A 19,233-nucleotide genomic window follows, 5' to 3' on the forward strand; every position below is an offset into this window, starting at 1 on the left:
AGCCGGGTGCGGGTCAGCCCATACCCGACGTTGGTCCGCACGTCGCGCCATGGGAACAACCGCGGCTCCTGAAAGGCCAGCGCGGGCGCACCGGCGACCAAACGCTCGCCGGAGTGATCGGTCGACAGGCCAGCCAGCACGCGCAACACCGTCGACTTGCCGGAGCCGCTGCGGCCGATCAACGCGACGATCTCGCCGTTGCCGATGCGTACGGACACGTCGGTCAGCACCTGCTGCTCGCCGTACCACTTGTCGACGTTGCGAAGCTCACCCGCGATGCCGGTCTGTCGTTCGGAGGTCACCGTCACTAGCGATACCTCAGTGCTCGGCGCTCGGCGGCCCGCACGATCGCGTCCGTCCCGATGCCCAGCATCGCATAGACGATCAGGCCGAAGATGATGACGTCGATGCGCAGGAAGTCACGGGCGTTGTTGATCAGGTACCCGATTCCCTTGTCGGCGTTGATCTGTTCGGCCACGATGAGCGTGAGCCACGCGATGGCCAGAGATTGACGCAACCCGACGAGGACCTGTGGGGCGGCGCTCGGCACGATGATCGTGCGGAACCGCTGCCAGAACGAGAAGCCAAGCACCTGAGCGGTTTCGAACAGTTTAGGGTCCACCTGACGGATCGCGGAAAAGGTGTTGAGGTAGAGCGGGAAGCTGACGCCGAGCGCAACCAGGAGAACCTTCGGTAGTTCGCCGATGCCGAACCACAGGATGAACAGCGGAATGAGGCCGAGGTGCGGCAGCGCGCGGACCATCTGCATGGGTGGATCGACGGTCGCCTCGAACCAGTGGGACAGCCCGACCGCGGTGCCGAGCGCGATACCGATCAGCCCGCCAAGGACCAGACCCTCGACGACCCGCACTCCAGACACTCCGAGCGCGTCTGCGAGCTGACCGTTCCGGATCAGTTCGATGCCGGCCTCGAAGATCAGCGATGGAGCGGGGAGAACGTCCTGCGGGATCAGCCCCACCGCGCTGCCGAGCTGCCACGACACCAGCAGCACGATCGGCGAGGCCAGCCGGATCAGACCCCACCGTCGCTGTCGCAAGCGCCTCTTCGCGGTTACCGACGCCACCGGGGTCACGGGAGGCGGCTGGACGGATGCGGTCACGATGAGCCGACGTTACGGACATCCTCGGCGTTCCCCGAGGTTTCTGCTCGGCCTGACGCAAAGGACGGCCCTGCCGCAATGGGCAGGGCCGCCGTCGATGCTCGACCGTTATCCGAAGCGGGTGGTCCCCGTGACGACCTTGCCGGTTACGTTGCGGCCGTTGATCTTCGAGACCAAGGTGCCGTTCTGCAGGCTGATCGATTGATCCGCCTGCTGCAGGAGCCGCTTGTTGCGCACCTGAGCCTGGAACTGCGCGGCGTTGAGCTGCTGCAGTTCGGCCTGCTCGAAGTCACGGCCGCTGATGCCACCGTTGAACTGCACGCCGGTCACCGAACCGTCGGGCCGGACGATCCACGACGCCCGCACCCCGTCGAGGTCCGCGGTGTACATCCCCGCGGGTGCGGAGACGGCGGCCGCGGTGAAGGCGTACTTCGTGCCGTTCATGGTCAGGTCGCCCGTGACGTCGCTGCCGTTGAACGACGCGGCGAGCGTGTCGTGGAACTTCGACGTGATGTCGATCGCTCCGTTGGCCTGGTTACCGAAGAACCACGCCTCGTCGTCGACGCCGTTGCAGGCGTATGCGGCGATCTGGTCACCGTCGACCGAGATGCCGATGGTCATCTTCTTGCCGTCGGCCTCCACGTCCGCCATGTACTTGGCGGACTGGGGGAACGTCGCTGGGGCTGCGCTCGAAGGGGTCACCGAACTCGACGAGGACGCCTCGGTGGTCGAGCCACTCGTGCAGGCGGACAGGGTGCCGAGGGCGAAGAGCGCGAGGACACCCACGATCAGTGTGCGTAGGAGGTTTCTCATACCGATCAGCATCTACGGGTCTCCACGGCGTTGCATGGAGATTGGGTGGAGATCGCATGGAGAGATCGCTTGGACAACGGGCGCCCCATCACTGGTCGTCACTCGGCGAGGAACGCGGTCACCTCGTCGCGAAAGACCTGCCACGCCGGCTCGGTCTCGGTCAGTAGGTGGTTGTTGCTCGCCAATGCGACGAGCCGCGAATCGGGAATGGTGGCGGCGAGTTCCTCACCGAAGCGCATCGGAACCCGGTGGTCATCGTCGGCGTGCAGGATCAGCGTCGGACATGACACGCGTTCGGCCATGTCTCGAACGTCGATGCGGCCGAACTCCTCGAGGAATCGAACGGCGTTGTCGGGCGACGTGGTACGACGCTGCAGATGGTCGAAGGCCTCCCAGTCCGCACGTGTGCCGTCGGGTCGGAACTGGGCGGCGAAGACCTGCCGGAACGCAGGGTCGTCGCGCCCCCAGCCGACGCGCGCGAGGTCGAGATCGAGTGCGGCGGCCCGCCTTTCCTCGTCGTTCATCGCGCGCACCGCGCGTCCCCTTGCATAGGCCGAACACAGGATGAGCTTGGTCACCCGTTCAGGGTGCCGAGCGGCATAGGCGACCGCGACTGCACCGCCCTGGGATACCCCCAGCAACGGAAAGCGTTCCAGCCCAATCGCTTCGACGACGGACTCCAGGTCAGTGACCCAGTCCTCGAACGTGAAGTTGCCAACCTCCCAGTCGGAGAGCCCGCAGCCACGCTCGTCGTAGCGAATGAACTTGCGCCCCTGCGCGAGTTCGCGCACCCAGTGCCGCCACACCGGACTTTCGATGTCGTACCCCAGATGGGTCATCCAGTTGGCCGCCCGGACTAGCGGTGGCCCCTCCCCTGCCACCGCGTAGGCCAGCCGGACACCGTCGGCGGCGCGGCAGAACGCGATGTGCTGACGCGGCGGCGGCGCCGGTTTGGTCTGGGTGCCCGTGTCAGGGTTGGCCGCGGGCTCGGCGAGGAGGGTGCCGACGAACTGGTATCCGCGTCCGCGCACGGTGCGGATGTACCGCTGGGACTCGCCGTCGTCACCGAGCGCGCGCCGGGCTGCCTTGATCCGACTGGTCAGTGCGGCCTCACCGACGAAGCGGCCACCCCAGACGGTGTCGAAGAGCTCCTCCTTGGTGACGACCCGATCGGGGTTGCTGACCAACTGCGTCATGACGTCGAACACCTGAGGCTCGACGCGGATCACGACACTGCCCTGACGCAGTTCGTACCTGGCGGTGTCGAGCACGAATTCGTCGAATCGCCACGCCCGGCCGGACGCGGCCGACTCGGTAGCTGGTTGGGTGGTCGACATGGACAGCAATCGTAGCTGTGAAACTGCTGTACAGAGCCAAACCCCGGCCGCGGCCGGAGCCGTTCACCGCCAGCCGTCGGCCGCCTTCGCCGCGCGCATCAGCGCCTCACACAAATCGCGGAGTTCCTGGCCGTCGGCGCCTTCGTCGATGGCGGTGGCCACGTCCTCGGCAGCGCACCGAACCTGGTAGACGCGATCGGACAACTGCGCCGCCTCGTCGGCGGTCAGCACCACCGAATCGGGTGCCACGGACGTGCCCTTGACCATCGCCCGCTGCTCGTAGGCGCGTTGACGACAGGATTGTCTGCAGTACTGGCGACGCCGCCCCATCCCGGCGTCGGGAACCTCCCTGCCGCACCAACGGCAGGGTTGCACTCGGGTCCGTCGTCGGGTTTCGGGCGCCACGGGACTCGACTGTAAACGGCCAATGCCTCCGCCCCCGGTATCATGGACAGTCGCGTCGGGAACTTCGCGCCAAACGGCTGCGTTGATAACCGCGGATACATCGAAGAATGATGTCGGATGAGGAGTGGTAACCATGGCTGATCGTGTCTTGCGAGGTAGTCGACTCGGAGCCGTGAGCTACGAGACCGACCGCAATCATGACTTGGCGCCGCGTCAGATGGCGCGCTACCGGACCGACAATGGCGAGGAGTTCGAGGTTCCCTTCGCCGACGAGGCCGAGATCCCCGGTACGTGGCCCTGCCGCAACGGCCTCGAGGGCACGCTGATCGACGGGGACGTGCCAGAGCCCAAGAAGGTCAAGCCGCCGCGTACGCACTGGGACATGCTGCTCGAGCGTCGTTCCGTCGAGGAACTCGACGAGCTGCTCAAGGAGCGCATGGACATCATCAAGACCCGCCGCCGCGGCAGCAGCAGCTAGCGCACGACGCCGCGCGCGCGGTCCAGGCGACCGCGGATACCCCATTCGGCAATCTTGAAGATGGCTTCCCGGATGTTGGAGCCGCTCATCTTCGACTTCCCCAGTTCGCGTTCGGTGAACGTGATGGGGACTTCCTTGACGATGAAGCCGGCACTGATGGTGCGCCAGGTCAGGTCGACCTGGAAGCAGTAGCCCTTCGAGTCGACGGCGGCGAGGTCGATCTTCTCGAGCACCTCGCGACGGTAAGCGCGATAACCGGCGGTGATGTCGTTGACGTCTACTCCCAGCGAGATGCGGGAGTACCCATTCGCCGTGCGCGACAACACCATCCGTCGCCGCGGCCAATTGCGCACCTTGCCGCCGTCCACGTAGCGCGAGCCGATCGCCAGGTCGGCGCCCGCATCGACGGCGTCGAGCAGACGGTAGAGCTCCTCGGGCGCATGCGACCCGTCGGCGTCCATCTCCACCAACACCGTGTAAGCCCGGCCGAGCCCCCAGGCGAAGCCCGCCAGGTACGCGGCGCCGAGACCGGCCTTGTTGGTGCGGTGCATCACGTGCACGCGGTCCGGGTCGGCCAGTGACAGCTCGTTGGCCAACTCCCCCGTGCCGTCGGGACTGCCGTCATCGACGACGAGCACATGGACGCCGGGACGCGCCGCGTGCACCCGTCCGACGATCAACGGCAGGTTCTCCCGCTCGTTGTAGGTCGGAATGATGACCAGCGTGCGCTGACTGGGGCGGTCCCCACCCTCCGTCATGTCGCTCCTTCGTCTACTTGGTCGGTCACCTTCTGGCGGCGACGCGCGAACTTCTCCGCGAACCCACCATTGTGCAGCATCGCCCCAACGAGGACCGCGGCACCAACGAACACGATCAGTCCCTGGATCAGTGGCCCCCACCGGGTGGCCGGGGTGAGGCTGGTCTTCAGCCGGATCTGGGCGTCGAGGTAGGCCGGTTCGAACCACGCAGTGCGGGCCAGCTCGTGGCCGTCGGGTCCGACCACGGCGCTGATGCCCGTGGTGCCCGCCACCACGACGTAGCGGTCGTGTTCGACGGCGCGCAACCTGGCGAAGGAGAGCTGCTGGGCGCTCATCGATTCGTCGAACGTGGCGTTGTTGGACGGAACGGCGAGGAACTGCGCTCCGTTGAGCACTGATTCACGGGCCGCGCGGTCGAAGATCACCTCCCAGCACGTCGTCACGCCGATCGGAATTCCTGCGGCGTGAACGACGCCGTTGCCGTTGCCTGGCACGAAGTAGCCCGCGCGATCGGCGAACGACGACAGCAGCCGGAAGAAACTGCGCCACGGCAGGTACTCGCCGAACGGCTGCACGATCTTCTTGTCGTGGCGCTCGCCGGGCCCGCTGGCGCCGTCCCAGACGATCACCGTGTTCGACGCCTGTGGATCCTCCGGGGTGTAGCCGGGCGCCGAGACGACCGCGCCGACGAGGATGGGTGCGTGGATTGCGTCGGTGGCGACGCCGATCTGGTCGGCGGCGTCGCGGTTGGCGATCGGATCGATGTCCGACGAGTTCTCCGGCCAGATGACGACGGCGGGCTGGGGTGCGCGGCCGGTGCGGACGTCCTCGGCGAGCCGGAGGGTCTCGCGGACGTGGTTGTCGAGCACCGCGCGCCGCTGCGCGTTGAACTCCAGCCCGAGCCGTGGCACGTTTCCCTGAACCGCTGCGACCGTGGTGGTCGGATCTTCCCCCGCGCCGGCGCCGGACTGTCGCACGTACGGGGTGGCCAGTGCGACGGTGAGAAGGACGAGGGCCACGCTGACACCGGGCACCACCACCGCGGGAGGAAGCAGCCGGCCGATGTGGTGGTCGGTCCGCCACCACTGGACGGCCTCGATCGTGATCGCGCCGAGGCTGAAACCGACGAGCGCGACGGCCAGCGACACCAGTGGCACGCCACCGAAGTGCGCGATCACCAACAGTGGACTGTTGTCCTGACTGAATCCAACGACGCCCCAAGGGAATCCGCCGAACGGAATGGTGGACTTCAGCCACTCGGTCAGTACCCACAGGAAGGCGAACCACACCGGCCAGCCGGGCAGGCGTCGGACGATCACGGCGAGCAGTCCGAACACGGCGGGGAACAGTGCCTCCATGGCTGCGAGTGCCAGCCAGGGAAACGCCCCGACGAATCCGCTGATCCACGGCAGCAGCGGCACGTAGAACGCCAGGCCGAACAGGAAGCCGTAGCCGAAGCCACCTGCCTTCGTGGTCGACGGGTGGACCAAGACCCACGCGAGAAGGCCGAAGGCGACGAATGTCGACACCCACCAGTTGAACGGCGGGAAGCTGACGCACACCATCAACCCGGCGGCGATCGAGGCAGCGATTCGCAGGGCGCGCGGGCCGAGCGTTCGTCGTAGCCGGGCCACCGCCCTGCGCTCAACCATGGATGGTGACACCCCGGTGGACCGTCCGACGACAGACCGGCAGGGGCGCATCTGGAGCAAGTCGGGGCAGCGCAGGAATCCGGGAGCGCGGGTCGGTGGACCACCGCTGCACGGTGTCGGCGGGCGCGGCGACCTCGAGGGCTCCGAGGCCGCCGGGAACGTCCCACACGGCGTACGTCGCCGGCGCACCCGGCGCCAGGGTGCCGGCGACACCATCCCGGACACCGCCGGCCCGCCACGCACCGCGAGTGGTTGCCGCGAAGGCCGCTCTTGCCGACATGGCACTTCCTGGGGTGCGGTGCGCAGTCGCCGCCCGCACCGTTTCCCAGGGATTCATGCCGGTGACCGGGGTATCGGAACCGAAGGCGAGTGGCACGCCTTGGGATGCTAACAGCGCGAGCGGATTGAGCCGACGGGCTCGCACGCCACCCAGCCGCTGGGCGTACATGCCTTCGGGCCCGCCCCACAACGCATCGAAGTTCGGCTGCATGCTCGCGATCACGCCCCAGCTTCCCAGCAGGGCTGCCTGGGCTTCGGACACCATCTCCAGGTGTTCGAGGCGGTGCCCGCAACGGGCTACGGCGGGAGCCCCGTGCCGGTCCACGACGCGGGAAAGCCCGTCGACCACCGCGGTGACGGCCGCGTCGCCGATCACGTGAAAGCCCGCGGTGATCCCCGCCTCCGTGCACGCGTTCAGGTGCGCCTCGATGGCGGCACCGTCGAGGTAGGCATTGCCAACGCAATCCGGCGCGTCGGCGTAGGGCTGATGCAGCCACGCCGTGCGCGAGCCGAGCGCTCCGTCGACGAAGAGGTCTCCGGCCAGTCCGCGCACTCCCGCGTCGGCGATCAACTCCCGGGCCTGGGCGGCGGTGGTGACGGCTTCGCCCCAGTAGCCGACGACTTCCACGCCGTGCTCCAGTGCCTTCAGCTCGTGCCAGTCGTCGATGCCACCGATGTCGGGCCCTGCGCATTCGTGCACCGCGGCGATGCCGGACCGGGCGGCGTGATCGAGGGCAGCCGACCGGGCCGCCGCGCGTTGCGCAGGTGTCAGCAGGGCCCTGGCTGCCGCGCGCACCAGGTGGTGCGCCTCCGCGGTCATCGGCAGCTGGTCGTGATACCCGGCCGCTGCCGCCAGCCCCGGTGTCGCCGTCCGCAGCGCCGTCGACGCCGCAGCAGAATGCACGTCCACCCGCGCCAGGTAGACGGGACGGTCACCCAGCAGGTGGTCGAGGTCCGCGGTGGTCGGCGCGGTCGGCTGGGGCCACCGCGATTCGTCCCAACCGTGCGCCCAGATGGGCCCAGTGGGGTTGCGGCGTGCGTAGTCGCCGAGTAGCCGCAGTACATCGTCGCGCGACGTGGCGCCCCGCAGGTCGAGGCCGACGAGTGCGAGTCCCGTCGCAGTGACGTGGACGTGGCTGTCGACGAACGCGGGCGTCACGAAGCCGCCGTCGAGATCGATCACCCGCGCGCCGGGGAACTGCCTGCGGCCGACGTCATCGGCCCCGAGCCACGCCACGACGCCGTCGGGGCCGTCGCTGATCGCGATCGCGGTCGCGTCGGGCATGACCTGGCTGTAGACCTGGCCGCCGACGAGAAGCGTCGTCAAGCGACGTCGGGATGCTTGGGCAGGCTCGGCGGCTCGACGTCGGTCACGTCAATCACCTCGCCGTCGATGTAGTCACCGCGGGTCGGCCGATTCACATAGCCCGGCCGTTGCGCGCCTGCAGCGCCCACCGTCGTGACGATCAGCGGCATCCGACCGAGGCTGCGGGCGGCGAGCGCCGTCACCACGGGTCGGGCCGCAGCACGAGTGGGCGGGAGCAGGAGGAGGAGCCCCAGCGCCGACGTGACGAGGCCGGGGACGACGGTCAGAACCGTGCCGAGGGCGACCAGCGCACCGTCGGACACCGCACCCTGCGGGGAGGCCAGGCCGGCCTGCAACCGCCGGACCTGACGCTTCACCTGCGACCCCGCCAAGGCGAGACCCAGCGCGAACGTGCCGATCACCAACAGGAAGGTCCACCCGAACCCGATCGTGGACACCAAGGCGACCACCGCTGCCAGTTCGACGAGCACGTAGACCAGAAAGAGTCGCATAGCCATTCTCTTCCAACGTTTCGCGGGCCGACTGGGTTCCTAGGTTGCCGGCGCCTCGATTTCGATCGCCGCGTGGACCTTGTCGACGCCGCCGCGGAAGATCGCCTGCGGCACCCACCACCACGCGTGGTACCAGAAGCGCTTGGTCGCCATCTCGAACACCCGCCGCGTCTCAGACTCCGGCAGCATCCGCGCCACGGCCTCGACCGGCTCGCCCTTGACCTTGCCGAGCACGCCGCACTTCTGGATCGTGACGCGCGGAGTGTTGTTGATGCGCTTGGTCTTCCACGAACCCTTGTCGGTGCTGATCAAGATCTTGCCGCCCTCGGGCACCCCCCACACCGGCGTCGGCTTGGCCTTGCCGTCCTTGGTGAAGGTGGTCAGCAGCAGGTACCGCTCGCGGTAGACCTCGTCGAACGTGGGCATCAGGCGGCCGCCTTCAACTCGATGGACACGTTCTTCGTCATGCCGCCACGCAGCTTCGAGAAGAGGTTGAACGTCTTGCCGATGAGCCCGTAGCGCTTGCCGATGGCGTCGTAGGTGGCACCGTTCGCCGACTTGTCGAGGATCGCGGCAACGGCCTCGACGGCCTCGCCCTTGGGCTTGCCGCCTCGGTCGCACTCGGCGATGGTCACGCGCGGGGTGTTGCGGATGCGCTTGACCTTCCACGACTGCTCTTGGGTGATGACCACCAGATCGTCGCCACGCGGGGCGGCCCAGATGGCCGTCGGCTTGGGCCTGCCGTCCTTGGTGAAGGTGGTGAGCAGGATGTACTCGGACTTCGCGACCTCGGCGAACGTGACGGGCATGAGTCCCAATCTAGTGGTCGCTAGCCCTCGAGGTCGCCCTCGGTCTCGAGCAGGACCTGCCGGAGGCCGTCGAGGGTGGCGGCCTCGGGTTGGGCCCACATGCCGCGCCCGGCAGCCTCCAGCAACCGCTCGGCCATGCCGTGCAGCGCCCACGGATTGGACTCGTTCATGAACTTGCGGTTCTCGTCGTCGAGGACGTACTCGCCGGCAAGTCGCTCGTACATCCAGTCGGCCATCACGCCTGCCGTGGCGTCGTACCCGAACAGATAGTCCACGGTGGCGGCCATCTCGAAGGCGCCCTTGTAGCCGTGCCTGCGCATGGCGGAGATCCAACGCGGATTGACGACCCTGGACCGGAACACCCGCGTCGTCTCCTCGGAGAGGGTGCGGGTGCGGACCGCGTCCGGCCGGGTGTTGTCGCCGATGTAGGCCTCGGGCTCTTGGCCCGTCAGTGCCCGCACCGTCGCCACCATCCCGCCGTGGTACTGGAAGTAGTCGTCGGAGTCGGCGATGTCGTGCTCGCGGGTGTCGATGTTCTTGGCCGCGACAGCGATCCTGCGGTACTGCCGATTCATGTCGTCGCTGGCGGCGGCACCGTCGAGTCCGCGGCCATACGCGAAGCCGCCCCAGGCGGTGTAGACCTCCGCCAGGTCGGCGTCGTCGCGCCAATTGCGGCTGTCGATCAGCTGCAGAAGGCCCGCCCCGTACGTCCCCGGCTTGGAGCCGAAGATCCGCGTGGTGGAGCGTCGCCGATCCCCGTGCTCGACGAGGTCGGCCTGCGCGTGGGCCCGCACGTAGTTCTGTTCGGCCGGTTCGTCGAGTTCGGCGACCAGACCGACGGCGTCGTCGAGCATTGTGACGACGTGCGGGAAGGCATCGCGGAAGAACCCCGAGATTCGGACGGTCACGTCGATGCGAGGGCGCCCCAGTTCGGCCAGGTCGATGGCCTCCAGGTCGACGACCCGACGGGACGCGTCATCCCAGACCGGTCGAACGCCAAGCAGGGCAAGAACTTCGGCGATGTCGTCACCCGAGGTGCGCATCGCCGACGTGCCCCATACCGAGAGGCCGACCGAGCGGGGATACTCACCCTTGTCGGCGCGGTATCGTTCCAGCAGCGAATCCGCCAGCGCCACACCGGTTTCCCACGCCAAGCGAGAAGGTACGGCCTTGGGGTCGACCGAGTAGAAGTTGCGCCCCGTGGGAAGTACGTTGACCAGGCCCCGCAGCGGCGAGCCAGAGGGGCCAGCCGGGATGAAGCCACCGTCGAGCGCGTGCAGGATCTGATCCACCTCGCGGGAGGTCTCCCTCAGCCGTGGCACCACCTCGGTGGCAGCGAACCGCAGCACGTCGGCAACCGCGGAATCCCCCGCGATGGCGTCGACGGCTGCTGCGTCCCAACCCGTTTCGGCCAGCGCGACGACCAGCTCCCTGGCACGGGCCTCGGCGGCGTCGACCTTTACCCTGACGTCGGTGCCGTCCTCGGCCAGCCCGAGCGCCTGCCGAAGGCCGGGTACCGAGCGCTCGCCCCCGAAGAGTTGGCGGGCCCGCAGGATTGCCAGCACCAGATCCACTTCGGCATCACCGGCGGGCGCCTGGCCGAGGATGTGCAGACCGTCGCGGATCTGGACGTCCTTGATCTCGCACAGCCAGCCGTCGACGTGAAGGAGCATGTCGTCGAAGGTGTCTTCGTCGGGACGGTCCTCAAGGCCCAGGTCGTGGTCCATCTTCGCCGCTCGCATCAACGTCCAGATCTGTTGGCGGATGGCGGGTAGCTTTCCTGGGTCCAACGCCGCGATGTTGGAGTGCTCGTCGAGCAGTTGCTCCAGTCGGGCGATGTCGCCGTAACTCTCGGCACGCGCCATCGGCGGGATCAGGTGGTCGACCAGCACCGCGTGCGCGCGGCGCTTGGCCTGTGTTCCCTCGCCGGGGTCGTTGACCAGGAACGGGTAGATGAGCGGCAGGTCACCGAGCGCGGCGTCCGTGCCGCACGTCGACGACATGCCGAGCGTCTTGCCCGGCAGCCACTCCAGGTTGCCGTGCTTGCCGAGGTGCACGACCGCGTCGGCGCGAAAACCGTTGGAGAACTCGGCATCGAGCCATCGGTAGGCGGCCAGGTAGTGGTGACTGGGCGGGAGGTCGGGGTCGTGGTAGATGGCGACGGGGTTCGCACCGAATCCGCGCGGCGGCTGGACCAGGATCACGATGTTGCCGGATTGCATTGCCGCGACCACGATTTCACCATCTGGGTCCTGGCTGCGGTCCACGAACAGTTCACCAGGCGGTGGGCCCCAGTGTTCGACGACGGGGTCGGCCAACCCGCGTGGCAACGTCGCGAACCAGGCGCGGTAGTCCTTGGCCGACACCCTGATCGGGTTGCCCGCCAGGTGTTCTTCGGTAAGCCAGTCGGGATCCTGGCCGCCGCGCTCGATCAGGGCGTGGATCAGGGCGTCGCCGTCCTGCGCTTCGACGCCGGGCACGTCACCGATGTCGTAGCCGGCCGCGCGCATCGCGGCTAGCAACCCGACGGCACTGGCAGGAGTGTCGAGACCGACAGCGTTGCCGATGCGCGCGTGCTTGGTCGGGTAGGCCGAGAACACCAGCGCCACCCGCTTGTCCGAGTTGGCGACGTGGCGGAGCCTGGCCTGACGCACCGCCAGGCCAGCGACCCGCGCGCACCGCTCCGGATCCGCGACGTAGGAAATGAGACCCTCGGCGTCGATCTCCTTGAACGAGAACGGAACCGTGATGATCCGGCCGTCGAATTCGGGTACGGCGACCTGCGTCGCCACGTCCAGCGGACTCATGCCTGCGTCGTTGTCGTCCCACTGGGCGCGCGAACCCGTCAGGCACAGTCCCTGCAGGATCGGAATGTTCAGCGCCGCCAGGTGTGCCACGTTCCAGCTGTCGTCGGCGCCGCCGGCGGTCACGGTCGCCGGAACGGCCCCGCCGGCAGCCAACACCGTCGTCACCAAGGCGTCGACGGTGCCGAGGAGTTCGAGCAGATCCGGTTCCGGCGTGCGCAACGACGCGCAGTAGACCGGCACGGCCCGGCCGCCTGCCGCATCGATCGCCTGACACAGCGCCTCGACGTAGGCGGTGTTTCCCGCCAGCTGCTGCGCGCGATAGAAGAGGACGGCCACCCGCGGGCCGGTGCCCGTGCCCGTGCCCTCTTGGCGCTCCAGCACGCCCCAGGCCGGGGTGGTTTCCGGGGGCGAGAAGCCGAAGCCCGTCATCAACAGCGTGTCGCTCAGAAAGGCGTGCAGCTGCTGGAGGTTCGCGACACCGCCCTGGGCCAGGTAGACGTGGGTCTGAAGGGCGACGCCCGCGGGGACCGTGGAATGACTCATCAGGTCTGCGTCGGGCGACTGCTCCCCGCTGATGACGACCGTGGGGATGCCCTTGCCAACGACGGCGTCGATGCCGTCCTGCCAACTGCGGTACCCGCCAAGGATTCGCACGACGGCGATGTCGACGCCGTCCAGTAATTCGTCGAGCTCACCGTCGACGAGCCGGGTGGGGTTCATCCACCGGTACCCGGGACCACTGGCCCTTGCCGTCATCAGGTCGGTATCCGACGTGGACAGCAGGAGAACGGTGGGCTGATTCACCCACCATTCGTACCGCATCGACCTCACCCGTGGTCAGGTCGGTGCGGTCGTGCGGTTAGCGGTCGTAGTTGCCCCAGCGGCCGTACCACGACTCCCGGTACGGTAAACCGAGAACCGCGAGCAGCACGAGCACGACTGCGGCGAATGCGAAGAGTCCCATCAAAGCCGTTCCTCCTGAGTCATCTCCACTGCCCGCCTGAATGTGGTTGGCAACCGGAGGTTCTCAAGCAACGTAATACCGGCGGTACCGGTTACCTCCACTTCGTGCGGGACGGAACACGGCCGCCCAAACGTGACCGAGGTCACTCCGCCGTCGTGCGAACCTCGAAGTCACGGGTGTCGGGATACTTCAACAGCGCGGAGTGCCGCTCGGGAGTCCACGGGAAGAGTTCGGGAAGTCCGTCCGCGCCGAGATACCAACTCGAGCAGCCGGTGACCCAGATCGTCTGCGGCATAGCCGCTTTCATGTCTTCGTTGTATTCCTTCGTGGCCGCCTCGGTCGGCGCGGCCGAGACCACGCGCCCGTCGTTCATCTGCTTGATCCACCACAGCGCGTAATCAGCCTGGTCCTCGGCGATCGGTACCAACGACTGGTTTCCGATGGGCGAGTGCGGCCCCATGAGCATGAAGAAATTCGGGAACCCTGGGACCGCAACCGAACGGTAGGCCTTTGGCCCGTCGGCCCATGCCTCGTCCAGGCTCAAGCCGTCCACGCCGACGACCTCCATCGGCCTCGTGTAGGCCCTGGCGTCGAAGCCGGTCGCCAGGACAAGGAGATCGACCTCGTGCAGAGTGCCGTCGGCGGTGACCACACCCCGCGGTTCGACGCGATCGATTGCCTCGGTGATGACCTCGACGGCCGGCTTCTGCACCGATCGGTAGTAGCTGCTGGAGAAGACCATCCGTTTGCACATGGGCTGATCGGGCGGCGTCAGCTTTCCTCGCAGCGACGGTTCGCGGACCGACACTCGCAGATTTACCCGACACAGCGTCTGATAGAAGGTGCGCGCGAGGCCCGGACGGATGGGGGCGCGACCAAACGTCATGCGGATGAACCACCCCCAGAACCGGTAGCCCGGCACCGTCAGCCATGGCCAGCGGCGCATCAGGGCGCGGGACAGTCGCTTGTACCGAAGATTCGGCCATGGGCAAATCCACTGAGCGGTGCGCTGGAAGACCGACAGTGCGCGCACGCTCCCGCCGAGCGCCGCCGTAATCTGCACCCCGGTGGACCCGGTACCGATCAGACCGATGCGCTTGTCCGACAGGGATACCGAATGATCCCAACGCGACGAGTGGAAGGTCGGACCGGCAAACGTGTCGAGGCCGGCGATGTCGGGAAGACGGGGTACGCGCAGCACGCCGGTCGCGGTTACCACGACGTGGAATGACGTCTCACCAGCCTGGGTGGTCACCACCCAGCGGCCGTCGCGATGACGAACGGAACTGACGTCGGTGCCAAACCTGATGTGTTGACGCAGCCCCCGTTCGTCGACGGTGCGCCGGAGGTAGTCCTGGATCTCCGAGCCGGGCGGCATCAGACGCGACCATTCCGGGTTCGGTGCAAAAGAATACGTGTAGTAGCGGGATGGGACGTCGCAGTGAAGCCCAGGGTAGGTGTTGTCTCGCCACGTCCCGCCGACATCGTCGGCCTTCTCGAAGATCGTGAACGCATCGATGCCTGCGTCCAGCAGTTTGATCGCCATGCAGATGCCAGACATCCCGGCGCCGATGATTGCTATCGACGTCGCGCTGCGAGTTTGCATCGCGGAAAAGCCCCCTGAACTGCCGATGTCGCGGACGTTACGCCCCCAAGATCCGGATATTGACGGCTTCGGGCCAATTGGCCGAAGTTCGAATCGTCGGTACCCAAAACCTGGTCCGGACGACGACACCGCGCGGTAATTGGTACATGCCCAACTCTCCTGTCATCGTGAAACTCGGCGCGAACATTGGCGCGCGCCTCGACGGCGTGCGCCTCGGCGGCGATCTCGACCCGGCCACGGCCGAGGCGATCAACGGCGCGCTCCTCGAGCACAAGGTGATCTTCTTCCGCGACCAGCACCACCTCGACGACGAGAGCCAGCTCGCCTTCGCAAGGACGCTCGGCACGCCCACCATCGCGCACCCCACGGTGACGTCGCGGGGGGCCGACGTGCTGCCGATCGACTCGCGCTACGACAAGGCGAACTCGTGGCACACCGACGTCACGTTCGTCGACCGCATCCCGAAGGCCTCCTTGCTGCGCGCCATCTCCCTGCCCGAATACGGGGGCACGACGTCATGGGCGTCCACCGAGGCCGCCTATGACCAACTGCCCGCGCCACTGGCCGCCCTCGCCGACAACCTGTGGGCGATCCACACGAACGACTATGACTACGTGAAGGACTTCGTCGACGACGACGACCACCGCGATGCCGACACCGTCCGCCAGTACCGCGAGGAGTTCGTCTCCGACCACTTCGAGACGGAGCATCCGGTGGTCCGCATCCACCCCGAGACCGGCCGGCGGGTGCTGCTACTCGGTCACTTCGTGAAGAGATTCGTCGGCTTCGGCACCAATGAGTCCACTGCCCTGCTACAGCTGTTTCAGGCACGAGTCACCAAGCTGGAGAACACCATTCGCTGGAACTGGCTGCCGGGCGACCTCGCCATCTGGGACAACAGGGCCACCCAGCACTACGCCGTGTCCGATTACGACGACCAGTACCGCCGACTGAGCCGGGTCACCCTGGCCGGCGACGTTCCCGTCGACGTGCACGGCAGGCCAAGTCGGGTCATCGCCGGGGACGCATCGCACTACTCGGAGGTCGTGGCGCCGGCCCGCCTGGTCGCCGTACCGTAGGTGGATGGCCAGAACCCGCGATGACGACGCGTGCCCCGGTGCGCTTCAGATGCATCAGGCGGCGGACGGCGCGCTGGCGAGGGTTCGCCTGCCCGGTGGAATGATCGAGGCACCTCAACTCGAGGCACTGGCGCTGGCGGCCGCCCGATTCGGTTCGCCGGCAATGGAACTCACTTCTCGCGGCAACGTGCAGATCCGCGGCGTGACCGATGCGGAGGCGTTGGCCGAGGCGATCGCGGACGCCGGCTTGCTGCCATCGCCCAGCCACGAGCGCGTCCGCAACATCCTCGCCTCGCCGCTGACCGGCCGTCAGGGCGGCAACACCGACGTCCGGGAACTGGTGCGCACCCTCGATGCGGCGATTCAGGCCAATGGCCGGCTCGCCGCGCTGCCGGGACGCTTTCTGTTCGCAGTCGACGACGGGCGTGGTGACGTGTCCGGCATCGGGGCCGACGTCGGCCTGCACTTCCTCGACGACGACACGGCTGCACTGCTGGTTGCGGGCGTCGACACCGGCGTCCGCACCCAGAACGGCGTGCCGGCGCTCGTCGAGGTGGCAGAACGGTTCACCAGGATCCGCGGCAATGCGTGGCGCACGACCGAACTCACCGATGTCGCACCGCTGCTCGACGGGCTGGCGCGGACCGCGGAGCCCGGGACGACGTGGCCACCCGTCACGCGCCCACCGGTTGGCTGGATTCAACAGGACGACGGCCTGGTCACGCTCGGTGCGGCCGTCCCGCTCGGCGTCCTCAAGACCAGGGTCGCCGAGTACCTCGCGGCGGTCGGTTCGCCGTTGGTGATCACGCCGTGGCGTTCGGTCCTGATCGGCGATCTCGACGAGAGCGTCGCGGACACCGCGTTGCGAGTACTGGCCCCGTTCGGGCTGGTGTTCGACGACGGGTCGCCGTGGCTCGACGTCAGTGCGTGCACCGGAAGCCCCGGTTGCGCGCACTCCGCCGCCGACGTCCGGCGTGACGCGGCGGAGGCGGTGTACGACGGCTCCGAGGCCGGGCATCGGCACTTCGTCGGCTGCGAGCGCGCATGCGGCAGTCCAGCGATCGGCCAGGTTCTGGTGGCCACCACGAGTGGTTACGAGCCGCGTCACCCGTAGGGTGATCGCGTGCTCGACTACATCCGCGACGCCGCAGAGATCTATCGCCAGTCGTTCGCGACGATCCGCGACGAGGCCGATCTGGCACGCTTTCCCGATGACGTGTCGCGCGTCGTGGTCCGGCTGATCCACACCTGTGGTCAGGTCGACGTCGCCGAGCACGTGGCCTTCACTCCCGGTGTCGCGTCATCGGCACATCGCGCCCTGGCCGCCGGAGCGCCCGTGCTGTGCGACTCGTCGATGGTGGCCGCGGGCATCACCCGGTCGCGGCTGCCCACCGACAACGAGGTTGTCTCACTCGTCGCCGATCCGCGGGCGGCCGAGCTTGCGGGGCGGCTGGGCAGCACGCGTTCGGCCGCGGGCGTGGACCTCTGGGCCGAGCGACTGGGGGGCGCCGTGGTGGCGATCGGCAACGCTCCCACCGCCCTGTTCCGGTTGCTCGAGCTGCTCGACGACGGCGCCCCCGTGCCCGCCGCCGTCCTCGGCGGCCCCGTCGGCTTCGTCGGCTCGGCCCAGTCGAAGGACGAGCTGATCGCACGCCCGCGCGGCATGGAGTACCTCGTCGTGACGGGCCGACGCGGCGGCAGCGCGATGGCCGCGGCCGCAGTCAACGCGATCGCCACCGAGCGCGAGTAAGGCGTGGTTGACTGCTGTCAGAATTCGTTGACAGCTGTCAGCACGCCGATTAGTGTCGCGCGTCATGACCAGGTCCAACACGTCGGCCCTGTCGATTCCTCGTAGCCCGACCGATGTCACGCCGCAGTGGTTGGGAGCCGTGCTGGGAATCGGCATCGAGTCCGTGGACGTCAACCCCATCGGGACGGGTCAGACGGGCGCCACCTACCGGCTCTCGGTGGGCTATGGATCTGCCGCGACCGATCTGCCTTGCACCTTCGCCATCAAGCTCTCGTCGCAGGACGACGCGGTGCGCGAACGGGTAGCGCTCGGATACCGCTCGGAACACGCCTTCTACACCAGCGTTGCCGACATCGTCAGGGCGCCGATCCCCAGGCACTACCACTGCGAGATCTCCGACGACGGAGGCGATTTCGTCCTGCTGCTCGCGGACCTGGCGCCGGCAGTCCAGGGCGATCAAATCGGCGGCTGCGCTACCGCCGAGGCGGAGCTGGCCGTCCGCGCGCTGGCCGGCCTGCACGGACCGACGTGGTGTGACGCCAAATGGCCCGACTTTCCTGGCCTCGCGATGTCCATGGCCAACGAGGACGCCATCAAGGGCCTCGGCGACATCGCCGTGATGGCGAACCAGATCACGCTGGACCGACTCGGCTCGCGGATGACGGCCGAGGACCGCGACACGATGACCGAGGCCATGTCGATGGTCACGCCGTGGCTGATGGCCGACCGCGATCGCTTCGCGCTGATGCACGGTGACTACCGCCTCGACAACCTGCTCTTCGACCCCGACCGCACGCGCGTCACGATCGTGGACTGGCAGACGTTGGGGGTCGGCCTTCCCGCGCGCGACTTGGCGTACTTCACCGGAACCAGCCTGCTCCCCGAGGTCCGATCGGCTGCCGACGAGGACCTCGTCGACGGTTACCACTCGGAGCTGATCGGTTACGGCGTCGAGGGCTACGACCTCGACACCTGCTGGCGCGACTACCGGGTCGGCATGCTGCAGGTACCCCTGCTCTCCGTGCTGGGCTGCGCCTTCGCGATCGCGACCGAACGCGGCGACGACATGATGCTGGTGATGATGGCACGGGGTTGTCGGGCCATCCGGGATCTCGGCAGCCTGGATCTGGTCAGAGCGCTCTGACCCAGGCCGCGGCGTCGGCCACGGTCGACACCGCAGGCACGTCGTCGGGGAGTTTCGGCCGGGCGACCATGACGACGGGGATTCCCAAATCGTTGGCGGCGTCGACCTTGCCCCTCGTCATGTCACCACCGCTGTTCTTCGTCACCAGCGCGTCGATGCCGTACTCCACCAACAGCTTCCGCTCGTCGGCGTAGTGGTACGGACCGCGCGATAGCAGCAGTTCGTGACGTGGCGGCAGCGCGACGTCGTCCGGTGAGGTGACCGCTCGAACCAGGAACCACGCGTCGACCTTCGCGAACGCGGCGCTGCCGGAGCGCCCGGTGGTCAGGAAGACCCGCGAATAGCGGTTCCGGGCCACGACGTCGGCCGCCTCGACGTCGGAGTCGACCACGAGCGCGTCGCCCTGCGGCCATG

19 protein-coding genes are annotated in these 19,233 nt (G+C 67.7%); 5 read left to right on the plus strand and 14 right to left on the minus strand.

Going from position 1 to position 19,233, the window contains the following annotated elements; translation table 11 throughout:
* The 5 genes from QOD90_RS11620 to QOD90_RS11640 form a co-directional block, all read right to left on the minus strand.
* A partial coding sequence (locus QOD90_RS11620; RefSeq protein WP_526349757.1) for an ATP-binding cassette domain-containing protein occupies positions 1-308 on the minus strand: 308 nt, incomplete at its 3' end.
* Positions 308-1,033, minus strand: a complete 726-nt coding sequence (locus QOD90_RS11625) for an ABC transporter permease (protein WP_526349789.1) — start codon at positions 1,031-1,033, stop codon at positions 308-310. The genes QOD90_RS11625 and QOD90_RS11620, both read right to left, overlap by 1 nt.
* A 195-nt stretch (positions 1,034-1,228) precedes the next feature.
* Positions 1,229-1,933, minus strand: coding sequence for a hypothetical protein (locus tag QOD90_RS11630; protein WP_526349759.1), 705 nt, complete (start codon positions 1,931-1,933; stop codon positions 1,229-1,231).
* Between the two features lie 98 nt (positions 1,934-2,031).
* A complete protein-coding gene (locus tag QOD90_RS11635; RefSeq protein WP_526349761.1) occupies positions 2,032-3,270 on the minus strand; it encodes an alpha/beta hydrolase in 1,239 nt (412 codons plus the stop codon).
* Between the two features lie 63 nt (positions 3,271-3,333).
* The gene (locus tag QOD90_RS11640; RefSeq protein WP_526349763.1) at positions 3,334-3,675 is read right to left on the minus strand and encodes a response regulator; all 342 of its coding nucleotides are present in this window, start codon (positions 3,673-3,675) and stop codon (positions 3,334-3,336) included.
* A 133-nt stretch (positions 3,676-3,808) separates the two neighbouring features.
* On the opposite strand from QOD90_RS11640, the gene QOD90_RS11645 reads away from it, so the two are divergent.
* Positions 3,809-4,153, plus strand: a complete 345-nt coding sequence (locus QOD90_RS11645; protein ID WP_526349765.1) for an RNA polymerase-binding protein RbpA — start codon at positions 3,809-3,811, stop codon at positions 4,151-4,153.
* On the opposite strand, the gene QOD90_RS11650 is transcribed toward QOD90_RS11645, so the two are convergent.
* From QOD90_RS11650 to QOD90_RS11685, 8 genes are all read right to left on the minus strand, one after another.
* Complete coding sequence (locus QOD90_RS11650; RefSeq protein WP_526349767.1) at positions 4,150-4,911, minus strand: polyprenol monophosphomannose synthase; 762 nt, start codon at positions 4,909-4,911, stop codon at positions 4,150-4,152. The genes QOD90_RS11645 and QOD90_RS11650 overlap by 4 nt on opposite strands.
* The gene (lnt, locus tag QOD90_RS11655; protein WP_526349769.1) at positions 4,908-6,563 is read right to left on the minus strand and encodes an apolipoprotein N-acyltransferase; all 1,656 of its coding nucleotides are present in this window, start codon (positions 6,561-6,563) and stop codon (positions 4,908-4,910) included. Before lnt ends, QOD90_RS11650 begins: the two co-directional genes overlap by 4 nt.
* On the minus strand, positions 6,556-8,169 hold the full coding sequence (locus tag QOD90_RS11660; RefSeq protein ID WP_526349770.1) for an amidohydrolase: 1,614 nt from the start codon (positions 8,167-8,169) through the stop codon (positions 6,556-6,558). The genes lnt and QOD90_RS11660 overlap by 8 nt, the downstream gene beginning before the upstream one ends.
* Positions 8,166-8,666 carry an FxsA family protein gene (locus QOD90_RS11665; RefSeq protein WP_526349772.1) on the minus strand — a complete coding sequence of 167 codons (501 nt, stop codon included), beginning with the start codon at positions 8,664-8,666 and terminating at the stop codon, positions 8,166-8,168. The genes QOD90_RS11660 and QOD90_RS11665 overlap by 4 nt, the downstream gene beginning before the upstream one ends.
* Before the next feature lie 33 nt (positions 8,667-8,699).
* On the minus strand, positions 8,700-9,089 hold the full coding sequence (locus QOD90_RS11670) for a PPOX class F420-dependent oxidoreductase (protein ID WP_526349791.1): 390 nt from the start codon (positions 9,087-9,089) through the stop codon (positions 8,700-8,702).
* Positions 9,086-9,469: a PPOX class F420-dependent oxidoreductase gene (locus QOD90_RS11675; protein ID WP_526349774.1), complete on the minus strand. Its 384-nt coding sequence runs from the start codon at positions 9,467-9,469 to the stop codon at positions 9,086-9,088. Before QOD90_RS11675 ends, QOD90_RS11670 begins: the two co-directional genes overlap by 4 nt.
* Before the next feature lie 20 nt (positions 9,470-9,489).
* Positions 9,490-13,080 (minus strand): cobaltochelatase subunit CobN, encoded by a 3,591-nt coding sequence (gene cobN, locus QOD90_RS11680; protein WP_526349776.1) that lies wholly within the window; start codon positions 13,078-13,080, stop codon positions 9,490-9,492.
* Positions 13,081-13,382: 302 nt separating this feature from the next.
* Complete coding sequence (locus tag QOD90_RS11685; RefSeq protein WP_526349778.1) at positions 13,383-14,846, minus strand: flavin-containing monooxygenase; 1,464 nt, start codon at positions 14,844-14,846, stop codon at positions 13,383-13,385.
* Between the two features lie 146 nt (positions 14,847-14,992).
* Here QOD90_RS11685 and QOD90_RS11690 point away from each other — a divergent pair, with 146 nt between their 5' ends.
* From QOD90_RS11690 to QOD90_RS11705, 4 genes are all read left to right on the plus strand, one after another.
* Positions 14,993-15,925: a TauD/TfdA dioxygenase family protein gene (locus QOD90_RS11690; protein ID WP_526349780.1), complete on the plus strand. Its 933-nt coding sequence runs from the start codon at positions 14,993-14,995 to the stop codon at positions 15,923-15,925.
* A gap of 4 nt (positions 15,926-15,929) precedes the next feature.
* Entirely contained in the window at positions 15,930-17,039 is a 1,110-nt protein-coding gene (gene cobG / locus QOD90_RS11695) for a precorrin-3B synthase (protein ID WP_526349782.1), read from the plus strand.
* Positions 17,040-17,048: 9 nt separating this feature from the next.
* Positions 17,049-17,675, plus strand: coding sequence for a precorrin-8X methylmutase (locus tag QOD90_RS11700; RefSeq protein ID WP_526349783.1), 627 nt, complete (start codon positions 17,049-17,051; stop codon positions 17,673-17,675).
* A gap of 64 nt (positions 17,676-17,739) precedes the next feature.
* Positions 17,740-18,819, plus strand: coding sequence for a phosphotransferase family protein (locus QOD90_RS11705; RefSeq protein ID WP_526349785.1), 1,080 nt, complete (start codon positions 17,740-17,742; stop codon positions 18,817-18,819).
* Here the strand turns inward: QOD90_RS11705 and QOD90_RS11710 are convergent.
* Positions 18,806-19,233: precorrin-6A/cobalt-precorrin-6A reductase (locus QOD90_RS11710; RefSeq protein WP_526349787.1), on the minus strand; the 428-nt coding region annotated here is incomplete at its 5' end. The genes QOD90_RS11705 and QOD90_RS11710 overlap by 14 nt on opposite strands.

The sequence above is a fragment of the Mycobacterium sp. genome (assembly GCF_032161845.1).
Lineage (GTDB): Bacteria > Actinomycetota > Actinomycetes > Mycobacteriales > Mycobacteriaceae > Mycobacterium.